The following is an 11,671-nucleotide window of genomic DNA, read 5'->3' on the forward strand; positions in this document are numbered from 1 at the left end:
TTTATGTAAATGATGGGCTCAGCTGCGTCTTTTACAATCATCCAATTCTGGTATCGATTTGTTTACAAATGAGCCGCTGATCGTGTATGGTATTGTAGAATGTTTGTAAAAAGTAAAGTAGAGAAACTATTCAAAAGTGGTGATAGAGGTTGTTACTGGTTATCGATGTTGGGAACACCAATACTGTACTTGGTGTATATCATGATGGAAAATTAGAATATCACTGGCGTATAGAAACAAGCAGGCATAAAACAGAAGATGAGTTTGGAATGATTTTACGCTCTTTATTTGAGCATTCCGGGCTTATGTTTGAACAGATAGATGGCATCATTATTTCATCAGTAGTGCCGCCAATCATGTTTGCGTTAGAAAGAATGTGCACAAAATACTTTCATATCGAACCGCAAATTGTCGGTCCGGGCATGAAAACTGGTTTAAATATAAAATACGACAATCCGAAAGAAGTGGGGGCAGACAGAATCGTAAATGCTGTCGCTGCGATACACTTATACGGCAATCCATTAATTGTCGTTGATTTCGGAACGGCCACAACGTACTGCTATATTGATGAAAATAAACAATACATGGGCGGGGCGATTGCTCCTGGGATTACAATTTCGACAGAGGCGCTTTACTCACGTGCAGCGAAGCTACCGCGTATCGAAATTACCCGGCCCGACAATATTATCGGAAAAAACACTGTAAGCGCGATGCAATCTGGAATTTTATTTGGCTATGTCGGCCAAGTGGAAGGAATCGTTAAGCGAATGAAATGGCAGGCAAAACAGGAACCAAAGGTCATTGCGACAGGAGGACTGGCGCCGCTCATTGCAAACGAGTCAGATTGTATTGATATCGTTGATCCATTCCTAACCCTAAAAGGGCTGGAATTGATTTATGAAAGAAACCGCGTAGGAAGTGTATAGGAGGTTTTGTAATGGATTATTTAGTAAAAGCACTTGCGTATGACGGAAAAGTTCGTGCTTATGCAGCGAGAACGACTGATATGGTAAATGAAGGACAGAGACGCCATGGTACGTGGCCGACAGCATCCGCTGCATTAGGGCGCACAATGACAGCTTCACTTATGCTCGGCGCTATGCTGAAGGGCGAAGATAAGCTGACTGTGAAAGTCGAGGGCGGAGGTCCGATTGGAGCTATTGTAGCTGATGCCAATGCCAAAGGAGAAGTCAGAGCCTATGTCTCTAACCCACAAGTTCATTTCGATTTAAATGAACAAGGCAAGCTTGATGTCAGACGTGCGGTTGGAACAAGCGGAACGTTAAGTGTTGTAAAAGATTTAGGTTTGCGTGAGTTCTTCACAGGACAAGTAGAAATCGTTTCAGGAGAATTAGGAGATGATTTTACTTACTATCTTGTGTCATCTGAGCAGGTACCTTCATCAGTGGGTGTAGGTGTGCTCGTCAATCCTGACAATACCATTCTTGCGGCAGGGGGCTTTATTATTCAGCTGATGCCGGGAACAGATGATGAAACCATCACAAAAATTGAACAGCGCCTATCTCAAGTTGAGCCGATTTCTAAGCTCATCCAAAAGGGATTGACACCGGAAGAAATTTTAGAAGAAGTCCTAGGTGAGAAACCAGAGATTTTGGAAACAATGCCTGTCAGATTCCATTGTCCTTGTTCAAAAGAACGGTTCGAAACAGCCATTTTAGGACTAGGCAAAAAAGAAATTCAAGATATGATAGAAGAAGATGGACAAGCCGAAGCAGTATGCCATTTTTGTAATGAAAAGTACTTATTTACAAAAGAAGAGCTGGAAGGGCTTCGTGACCAAACTACCCGCTAAGCTCTTTAGCGGGTTTTTAATTTGAGAAAAGGGGCTGAAAGCAGGTTTGAAATCAAGAACAATCTGGACCATTATTTTAGGGGCGCTGTTGGTTTGCTGTATTGCTGTTGCGTATACGCTGACGAAATCCCAAGCCGGCGCATCGTCATCCGGTGAGTCTATTGCGACTATCGGAGGCAAGAGTGTGACAAGAGAAGAATGGCTGAAAGAAATGGAAGACCAGTATGGGAAGTCAACGCTTGAAGATATGATCAATGTCCGAGTCGTTGAGCAGCTGGCCAAAAAGAACAATCTTAAAGTATCCAAAAGCGAAATTGATCGGGAGTTTTTGCTGATCAAAGCGGTCAATAATTCCTTTTACGAAGATGAACATACGACTGAGAAAGAGTGGAAAGACCAAATTCGTTATAATATCCTCCTTGAACAATTGTTAACAAGGGATATCGACATCTCAAACAAAGAATTGGAATCATTTTATCATAAAAATAAGGAACTATATCAGTTTGATGATTCGTATCGAATTCGGCACATTGTTGTAAAAGATGAAGAAGAAGCGAGAGAAGTCCTGAAAGAACTGAAAGGCGGCTCAAGCTTTGAAGCTGTCGCGGCGGAGAGATCTACTGACAGATATACATCACCATACGGCGGAGATTTAGGTTTTGTCACAGAGGCATCAGACAACATTCCAACAGCATACATTGAAGAGGCGAAAACACTCAAAACGGATGAATGGTCTCAGGAACCCATCAAGGTCAGCAATGGATATGCCATTATCCAGCTGAAAGAAAAACTAAAAGCAAGAACATTCTCATATGATGAAGTAAAGGACCAGATCAGACGGCAAATCGCAATGGATCAGCTTGGCGATAAAGCGACAGTTAAAACACTTTGGAAAGAAGCCGATGTATCTTGGTTTTATGGGGAAAAAAGTACTAAGTGATTGACAAAAAATTTTGAAATTGATAGATTATATACATAATACCAATACAAATAGTCGGAAATTGAGGTGTCGAGAATGGTACGTGTAGCAAACTCCATTACTGAATTAATTGGGAATACGCCAATCGTTAAATTAAATCGCCTTGCAGATGAAAACAGTGCGGATGTATATCTAAAGCTTGAATACATGAACCCTGGAAGCAGTGTAAAAGACCGTATCGGTTTAGCCATGATTGAAGCGGCTGAAAAAGAAGGAAAATTAAAAGCCGGTGATACAATCATTGAACCGACAAGCGGAAATACTGGAATCGGGCTTGCAATGGTTGCTGCTGCTAAAGGATTAAAAGCTATTTTGGTTATGCCTGATACAATGAGCATGGAGCGCCGCAACCTTCTTCGCGCATACGGCGCTGAGCTTGTGCTGACTCCTGGTGCGGAAGGCATGAAAGGCGCCATTCAGAAAGCTGAAGAGCTTGCTGAAAAGCACGGATACTTTGTGCCGCAGCAGTTCAACAACCCGTCTAACCCAGAAATTCACCGCCAAACAACGGGGAAAGAAATCGTTGAGCAATTCGGTGACGATCAGCTTGACGCATTTGTAGCCGGAATTGGCACAGGCGGAACGATTACGGGAGCTGGCGAAGTACTGAAGGAAGCATACCCTTCCATCAAGATTTACGCTGTTGAACCGTCAGATTCCCCAGTGCTTTCAGGAGGAAAACCAGGCCCCCACAAAATCCAGGGAATCGGAGCTGGATTCGTGCCGGACATCTTAAACACTGAAGTATACGATGAAATCTTCCCTGTGAAGAATGAAGAAGCATTTGAATATGCCCGCAGAGCTGCACGTGAAGAAGGAATTCTCGGAGGCATCTCATCAGGTGCGGCAATTTATGCTGCACTTCAAGTAGCGAAAAAACTCGGAAAAGGCAAAAAAGTATTGGCCATCATTCCAAGTAACGGTGAACGTTATCTAAGCACGCCGCTGTATCAATTCGATTAAAAAAAGCCAAACTCCCGGCCAGCCGGGAGTTTTTTTATTTCGTGCATCAAATATGCCATGTCTGCGACGAATGTTATTCTTGGAAGAGAAATTCACTTTTTTCACTAACAACATTGCTTTACAATGAAAACAAGCAAAAAAGAAAATAGAGGAATGATACAAATGGCACAACGCAGACCGGCAGGCAAAAAAGTACCTTTTCAAAAAGACTCATTCTTACAACAATTTGAGAAACTTGCGCAATCCCGAAAACATCATGTACTTCTCGAAAGTGCAAGAGGCGGCAGATACAGTATAGCCGGTCTTGATCCAATTGCGACTGTAAAAGGAAAAGACGGAATAACGACTATTAAGCATGGTGATGACATGCTGTTTAGAGAAGGTGACCCATTACGGGCCTTCCACAGCTGGTTTAAAACACTGGAAACAGAAACGAATCATGAGTTCCCCGACTTTCAAGGCGGAGCAATCGGGTTTCTCAGCTATGATTACGCACGTTATATTGAAAATTTTAAAATGCTCTCGTTAGATGATCTAGAAACGCCAGATATTTATTTTCTTGTTTTTGATGATATAGCGGTTTATGACCATCAAGAAGAGTCTCTATGGCTGATTACTCATGTAAATGGGTCTGACCAGGAAACAGCGGATGTGAAGCTATCTGAGTTAGAGCAGATGTGGCTGACTGAGCTTCCCGCTGTCCCTTCGCGAGAGATGAAGCCTAAAACGGATGGTTCCTTCGCGGCGCCATTTACCGAAGATGGATTCTCACAAGCTGTAGAGAAAATCAAACAATACATTGCCAGCGGAGATGTGTTTCAAGTTAATCTATCAATAAGGCAGTCACAGTCACTGCCAGCTCATCCATATCAAATTTACAAAACCTTGAGAGAAGTAAATCCTTCTCCGTACATGGCGTATTTAGAAACGCCTGATTTCCAAATCATTTGCGGATCGCCTGAACTGCTTGTCAGCAAAAAGGGCAAACGATTAGAGACGAGACCGATCGCTGGCACCCGTTCCAGAGGGAAAACGAATGAAGAAGATGAGGCGCTTGCAAACGAATTGATCCACAACGAAAAAGAACGCGCGGAACATGTCATGCTGGTTGATCTTGAGCGAAATGATCTGGGAAGAGTATCACGTTACGGGTCTGTGCGCGTGAATGAATTCATGGCGATTGAAAAATACTCGCATGTGATGCACATTGTGTCTAACGTCCAGGGTGAACTGCAGGATGGGTATGATGCTGTAGATATTATTCATGCTGTGTTTCCTGGGGGGACCATTACAGGTGCACCAAAAGTAAGGACAATGGAAATTATAGAAGAACTTGAGCCGACACGCCGCGGGCTTTATACTGGATCTATAGGATGGTTTGGATATAATCACGATCTGCAGTTTAATATCGTTATTCGAACCATTTATGCAACCGGAGGGCAGGCATTTATGCAGTCCGGCGCAGGAGTTGTGATTGATTCTGTTCCAAAGCATGAATACAGGGAATCATTCAAAAAAGCTTTTGCGATGCAAAAGGCGTTAGAGCTGAGCAAAGAAGAGACAAAAATTAGATGAGGTGAGCGGAGAAATGATTTTAATGATTGATAACTACGATTCATTCACGTACAACTTGGTACAGTATTTGGGCGAGCTTGGGGAAGAGCTGGTTGTGAAACGCAATGACAGCATCACAATCGAAGAAATTGAAGAACTGTCTCCGGACTTTCTGATGATATCTCCCGGACCGTGCAGCCCTGATGAGGCGGGAATCAGCCTCGAAGCCATTAAACATTTTGCAGGGAAAATTCCTATTTTCGGTGTGTGCCTCGGACATCAGTCCATTGCACAAGTGTTCGGTGGCGACGTGGTTAGGGCAGAACGGCTTATGCACGGGAAAACCTCGGATATCGAGCATGACGGCAAGACCATTTTTGAAGGATTGAAAAATCCTCTTGTTGCGACACGTTACCACTCACTGATCGTAAAACCTGAGACGCTGCCAAGCTGTTTTACAATAACAGCCCAAACGAAAGAAGGAGAAATCATGGCTATTCGCCACAATGACCTCCCGATAGAGGGCGTGCAATTTCACCCCGAGTCTATCATGACCTCCTTTGGAAAAGAAATGCTCAGAAATTTTATTGAGACATACCGCAAGGAAGTTATTGCGTGATGATATATGTAAACGGCCGGTATATGGAGGAGAAAGATGCAGTTCTTTCTCCTTTTGACCATGGGTTTTTATACGGAATCGGTGTTTTCGAAACCTTCAGGCTCTACGAAGGCTGTCCGTTTTTGATTGATTGGCATATAGAACGGCTTGAACGCGCGCTTGAGGATCTGCAAATTGAATATACTGTTTCAAAGCATGAGATCCTTGAGATGTTGGACAAGCTGCTAAAGCTAAATGATATTAAGGATGGAAATGCCCGTGTCAGACTGAACATATCAGCGGGGATCAGCGATAAAGGCTTTGTCGCCCAGACATACGATAAGCCGACTGTTTTATGCTTTGTAAATCAGCTGAAACCAGAAAGCCTCCCTTTGCAAAAAGAAGGAAAGGTTTTATCGATTCGTAGAAACACTCCAGAGGGATCGTTCCGGTTAAAATCTCATCATTATCTAAATAATATGTATGCGAAACGGGAGATTGGAAATGACCCCCGTGTCGAGGGAATATTTTTAACGGAGGATGGAGCTGTTGCAGAGGGTATCATATCTAATGTCTTCTGGAGAAAAGGCAGCTGTATCTATACGCCATCGCTTGATACTGGTATTCTGGACGGCGTCACGAGGCGTTTTATCATAGAAAATGCAAAGAATGCAGGTCTGGATCTCAAAACGGGCCGATATGAGCTAGAAGCTCTCTTGACAGCTGACGAAGCGTGGATGACGAACTCGGTTCTTGAAATCATCCCGTTTACTAAAATAGAAGAAGTAACCTATGGAAGCCAAAGCGGAGAAGCAGTCTCCGCTCTTCAATTGCTATATAAAAAAGAGATAAAGAACATGATACATGAAAAGGGAGGAAGAGCATGGCGCAGCAAACGATAAATCAAACACAAGTCATCCACACCAAGCCCAGCGCTTTATCATATAAAGAGAAGACGCTGGTGATGGGAATTTTAAACGTAACGCCTGACTCTTTCTCGGACGGCGGGAAGTATGACAGCTTGGACAAGGCACTGCTGCACGCGAAAGAGATGATCGATGACGGTGCCCATATCATAGATATCGGAGGAGAATCGACAAGGCCTGGCGCTGAGTGCGTGTCTGAAGATGAGGAGATGTCCAGAGTCATCCCGGTAATTGAGCGAATTACAAAGGAGCTTGGTGTTCCTATTTCTGTAGATACGTACAAGGCTTCTGTCGCAGATGAAGCTGTGAAAGCCGGCGCATCCATTATCAATGATATTTGGGGAGCCAAACATGATCCGAGGATGGCTTCCGTTGCAGCTGAACACAATGTTCCAATTGTTCTCATGCATAACCGCCCAGAAAGAAACTACAATGACTTATTGCCGGATATGCTGTCGGACTTAATGGAGAGTGTAAAAATTGCTGTTGAGGCCGGAGTAGACGAGAAGAATATTATTCTTGATCCCGGTATTGGTTTCGCGAAAAACTATCACGACAACTTGGCAGTGATGAACAAGCTGGAGATTTTCAGCGGATTGGGATATCCGGTTCTTCTGGCAACCTCCCGCAAAAGATTCATCGGACGTGTTCTGGATCTTCCGCCCGAGGAGCGGGCTGAGGGCACAGGCGCGACTGTGTGTCTCGGCATTCAAAAAGGCTGTGACATTGTCAGGGTCCATGATGTAAAACAAATTGCCAGAATGGCGAAAATGATGGACGCGATGCTGAATAAGGGAGGAGTGCACCATGGATAAAGTTTATGTAGAAGGTATGGAGTTTTACGGATATCACGGTGTGTTCAAAGAAGAAAACAAACTTGGCCAGCGGTTTAAAGTCGATTTAACCGCTGAGCTGGACTTAAGCAAAGCCGGACAAACAGACGACCTTGAGCAAACGATCAACTATGCTGAGCTCTATCACGTATGTAAAGATATCGTGGAAGGGGAGCCTGTAAAATTGGTGGAAACGCTGGCAGAACGTATCGCCGAAACTGTGCTCAAACAATTTAAGCCGGTTCAGCAATGTACGGTGAAAGTCATTAAGCCAGATCCGCCAATTCCCGGACACTATAAATCAGTAGCAATTGAAATCACGAGAAAAAAGTCATGAACAACATAGCTTATATTGCACTTGGATCTAACATTGGAAATAGAGAAACGTATTTAAGGCAAGCAGTGGCTCTGCTGCATCAGCATGCTGCTGTGACAGTCACTAAAGTGTCGTCTATTTACGAAACTGACCCGGTCGGATACGAAGATCAAGATGAGTTTTTGAATATGGCTGTTGAAATCAAAACATCACTAAACCCTTTTGAACTCCTTGAACTGACGCAGCAGATAGAAAACGAATTAGGCAGAACAAGGGAAGTAAGATGGGGGCCGCGGACGGCAGACCTTGACATTTTGTTATTTAATCGTGAAAATATTGAAACAGAGCAACTAATTGTTCCGCATCCGAGAATGTATGAGCGTTTGTTTGTCCTTGCGCCGCTTGCGGAAATTTGCCAGCAGGTTGAAAAAGAGGCTACAAGCGCTGAAACAAACCAAGAAGGTGTAAGAGTATGGAAGCAGAAATCTGGGGTAGACGAATTCGTGCATTCAGAAAGCTGAAAGGTTATACTCAAGAAGGATTTGCAAAGGCGTTAGGTATATCAGTTTCTATTCTCGGCGAAATTGAACGCGGAAACCGATTGCCGTCGGCTGTCATCATTCAAGATGCGGCAGATGTTTTAAATATAAGTGCGGACGAATTGGCACCGCCAGAAAAATAGAACAAACGAAAGGAGGAGAAAAATTGTTCAAAATCGGAGATATTCAATTGAAAAACCGGGTTGTGCTTGCACCTATGGCTGGTGTCTGCAACTCTGCGTTCAGATTGACTGTAAAGGAATTCGGAGCCGGATTGGTATGCGCTGAAATGGTCAGTGACAAAGCGATCCTTTACAACAATGCAAGAACAATGGGTATGCTTTATATCGATGAACGTGAGAAGCCTCTAAGCCTACAAATTTTCGGAGGACAAAAGGATACCCTTGTGGAAGCGGCGAAGTTTGTAGACCAGAACACAACTGCTGATATCATTGATATTAACATGGGATGTCCTGTGCCAAAGATTACAAAATGCGATGCGGGAGCCAAATGGCTTCTTGATCCTGATAAGATTTATGAAATGGTTTCTGCAGTAGTGGATGCCGTTGATAAGCCAGTAACAGTGAAAATGAGAATGGGCTGGGATGAAGACCATATTTTCGCAGTGAAAAATGCACAAGCTGTAGAACGTGCGGGCGGGAAAGCAGTTGCGCTTCACGGCCGTACGAGATTGCAGATGTATGAAGGAACGGCAAACTGGGACATCATCAAGGAAGTGAAACAATCCGTTTCGATCCCGGTTATCGGAAACGGCGATGTTAAGACACCGCAGGATGCTAAGCGCATGCTTGATGAAACAGGAGTAGACGGTGTCATGATCGGACGCGCTGCATTGGGCAACCCGTGGATGATTTACCGTACGGTTCAGTATCTTGAAACAGGTGAATTAAAAGAAGAGCCGCAAGTACGCGAAAAAATGGCCGTATGCAAACTGCATCTTGACCGCCTGATTGACTTAAAAGGTGAAAACGTAGCGGTAAGAGAAATGAGAAAGCATGCTGCATGGTATCTGAAAGGTGTAAAAGGCAATGCGAACGTTCGTAATGAAATCAATCATTGCGAGACAAGAGAAGAGTTTGTACAGCTTTTAGATGCGTTTACGGTTGAAGTTGAGGCAAAAGAGCTTCAAAATGCAAAAGTAGGATAATACCCACCTCTATTTGCTGCTCACTGCTAGTTTTGCGCTGGCAGTTTTTCTGCTTTTTTCATGAAACAATAACTGTAATGGAGTGATAACAATGAGTCAAGAAGAGCATAACCATGAAGAATTGAATGATCAGCTGCAAGTCAGACGCGATAAAATGAATCAGCTGAGAGATAACGGCATCGATCCATTTGGGGCACGTTTTGAAAGAACTCATCAGTCTCAAGAAGTTATTTCGGCATATCAAGATCTAACCAAAGAAGAGTTAGAAGAAAAAGCGATTGAAGTTACAATCGCAGGCCGCATGATGACAAAACGCGGCAAAGGAAAAGCCGGCTTTGCTCATATTCAGGACTTAGAAGGGCAAATCCAAATCTACGTAAGAAAAGACAGTGTCGGTGACGACCAGTATGAAATCTTCAAGTCTTCTGACCTTGGTGATCTGATCGGCGTAACCGGAAAAGTCTTCAAAACAAATGTAGGCGAATTGTCTGTTAAGGCAACTTCCTTTGAATTGCTGACAAAAGCGCTTCGTCCGCTTCCTGACAAATACCATGGTTTAAAAGACGTTGAGCAGCGCTATCGTCAACGCTACCTGGATCTTATCGTAAACCCAGACAGCAAACATACATTCATTACCCGAAGCAAGATCATTCAAGCTATGAGAAGATATCTTGATGATCATGGATACTTAGAAGTAGAAACACCTACAATGCACAGCATTCCTGGGGGAGCTTCTGCACGTCCATTTATCACTCACCACAATGCGTTAGATATTCCACTCTATATGCGTATTGCAATTGAACTACACCTAAAACGCCTAATTGTAGGCGGTTTAGAAAAAGTATATGAAATCGGCCGTGTTTTCCGTAACGAAGGTGTCTCTACACGCCATAACCCTGAATTTACGATGATTGAATTATATGAAGCATATGCGGACTATAAAGATATCATGAGCTTAACTGAAAACCTTGTTGCTCATATCGCCCAAGAAGTGCTTGGCACAACTACAATTCAATACGGGGAAGAGGAAATCGACCTTAAACCGGAGTGGAAAAGAATCCATATGGTTGACGCAGTCAAAGAAGCGACTGGCGTTGATTTCTGGAAAGAGGTTACTGTTGAACAGGCGCGTGAATATGCAAAAGAACACAGTGTAGAAATTAAAGATTCTATGACAGTAGGGCATATCATCAACGAATTCTTCGAACAAAAAATTGAAGAAACGCTTATTCAGCCAACGTTTATTTACGGGCATCCTGTAGAAATTTCTCCTCTTGCTAAGAAAAACCCTGAGGACCCGCGTTTTACAGACCGTTTTGAACTGTTTATCGTCGGCCGTGAACATGCCAACGCGTTTACAGAGCTGAATGATCCTATTGATCAAAGAGAACGCTTTGAAGAGCAATTAAAAGAACGTGAAGCCGGTAATGATGAAGCTCATCTAATGGATGAAGACTTTGTTGAAGCTCTGGAATACGGTATGCCGCCAACAGGAGGTTTAGGCATCGGTATCGACCGTCTGGTGATGCTGTTGACGAATGCCCCTTCTATTCGCGATGTGCTGTTATTCCCGCAAATGAGACAACGCTAATAAAGAAGAGCGGTATCCTTTCTCTATGGAGGATACCGCTCTTTTTAAATTGCTTAGTATTTCTTCAAAAAAACTATTGCACTATTATTTGCAAGGTGGTATATTATTATTCGTTGCCGCTAAACAAGGCGATAACGAAAAAAAGAACTTCAAAAAAAGTTATTGACTTCACTGAGTCAACGAGTTATAATAATAAAGTCGCTTGAACGAAGTGAACAAAATGATCTTTGAAAACTAAACAAGACAAAACGTACCTGTTAATTCATTTTTATAAATCGCACAGCGATGTGCGTAGTCAGTCAAACTACTTTATCGGAGAGTTTGATCCTGGCTCAGGACGAACGCTGGCGGCGTGCCTAATACATGCAAGTCGAGCGGACAGATGGGAGCT

General features: G+C 43.4%; 13 protein-coding genes. All 13 read left to right on the forward strand.

Going from position 1 to position 11,671, the window contains the following annotated elements; all coding sequences use genetic code 11:
- Window positions 1-149 precede the first annotated feature (149 nt).
- The 13 genes from C1T29_RS00530 (at window position 150) to lysS (ending at window position 11,280) form a co-directional block, all read left to right on the forward strand.
- On the forward strand, window positions 150-926 hold the full coding sequence (locus C1T29_RS00530) for a type III pantothenate kinase (protein WP_003218395.1): 777 nt from the start codon (window positions 150-152) through the stop codon (window positions 924-926).
- 11 nt (window positions 927-937) lie between these two features.
- Window positions 938-1,813, forward strand: a complete 876-nt coding sequence (hslO, locus tag C1T29_RS00535; protein ID WP_014662499.1) for a redox-regulated molecular chaperone HslO — start codon at window positions 938-940, stop codon at window positions 1,811-1,813.
- Between the two features lie 46 nt (window positions 1,814-1,859).
- Window positions 1,860-2,753, forward strand: coding sequence for a peptidyl-prolyl cis-trans isomerase (locus tag C1T29_RS00540; RefSeq protein WP_103750511.1), 894 nt, complete (start codon window positions 1,860-1,862; stop codon window positions 2,751-2,753).
- Window positions 2,754-2,828: 75 nt separating this feature from the next.
- Window positions 2,829-3,755 carry a cysteine synthase A gene (gene cysK / locus C1T29_RS00545; protein WP_014662501.1) on the forward strand — a complete coding sequence of 309 codons (927 nt, stop codon included), beginning with the start codon at window positions 2,829-2,831 and terminating at the stop codon, window positions 3,753-3,755.
- A 162-nt stretch (window positions 3,756-3,917) separates the two neighbouring features.
- Window positions 3,918-5,330: an anthranilate synthase component I family protein gene (locus tag C1T29_RS00550; protein WP_103750522.1), complete on the forward strand. Its 1,413-nt coding sequence runs from the start codon at window positions 3,918-3,920 to the stop codon at window positions 5,328-5,330.
- A 13-nt stretch (window positions 5,331-5,343) separates the two neighbouring features.
- Window positions 5,344-5,928 (forward strand): aminodeoxychorismate/anthranilate synthase component II, encoded by a 585-nt coding sequence (gene pabA / locus C1T29_RS00555; protein ID WP_069840428.1) that lies wholly within the window; start codon window positions 5,344-5,346, stop codon window positions 5,926-5,928.
- Complete coding sequence (gene pabC / locus C1T29_RS00560) at window positions 5,928-6,809, forward strand: aminodeoxychorismate lyase (RefSeq protein WP_103750510.1); 882 nt, start codon at window positions 5,928-5,930, stop codon at window positions 6,807-6,809. Before pabA ends, pabC begins: the two co-directional genes overlap by 1 nt.
- A complete protein-coding gene (gene folP / locus C1T29_RS00565; RefSeq protein ID WP_103750509.1) occupies window positions 6,791-7,648 on the forward strand; it encodes a dihydropteroate synthase in 858 nt (285 codons plus the stop codon). The genes pabC and folP overlap by 19 nt, the downstream gene beginning before the upstream one ends.
- The gene (folB, locus tag C1T29_RS00570) at window positions 7,641-8,003 is read left to right on the forward strand and encodes a dihydroneopterin aldolase (protein ID WP_103750508.1); all 363 of its coding nucleotides are present in this window, start codon (window positions 7,641-7,643) and stop codon (window positions 8,001-8,003) included. Before folP ends, folB begins: the two co-directional genes overlap by 8 nt.
- The gene (gene folK / locus C1T29_RS00575) at window positions 8,000-8,503 is read left to right on the forward strand and encodes a 2-amino-4-hydroxy-6-hydroxymethyldihydropteridine diphosphokinase (protein ID WP_014662506.1); all 504 of its coding nucleotides are present in this window, start codon (window positions 8,000-8,002) and stop codon (window positions 8,501-8,503) included. The genes folB and folK overlap by 4 nt, the downstream gene beginning before the upstream one ends.
- On the forward strand, window positions 8,455-8,664 hold the full coding sequence (locus tag C1T29_RS00580; protein WP_014662507.1) for a helix-turn-helix domain-containing protein: 210 nt from the start codon (window positions 8,455-8,457) through the stop codon (window positions 8,662-8,664). Before folK ends, C1T29_RS00580 begins: the two co-directional genes overlap by 49 nt.
- Window positions 8,665-8,687: 23 nt before the next feature.
- Window positions 8,688-9,689 (forward strand): tRNA dihydrouridine synthase DusB, encoded by a 1,002-nt coding sequence (gene dusB / locus C1T29_RS00585; RefSeq protein WP_103750507.1) that lies wholly within the window; start codon window positions 8,688-8,690, stop codon window positions 9,687-9,689.
- 91 nt (window positions 9,690-9,780) lie between these two features.
- Window positions 9,781-11,280 (forward strand): lysine--tRNA ligase, encoded by a 1,500-nt coding sequence (gene lysS / locus C1T29_RS00590; protein ID WP_103750506.1) that lies wholly within the window; start codon window positions 9,781-9,783, stop codon window positions 11,278-11,280.
- Window positions 11,281-11,671: the final 391 nt, after the last annotated feature.

Source organism: Bacillus sp. MBGLi79 (assembly GCF_002953915.1).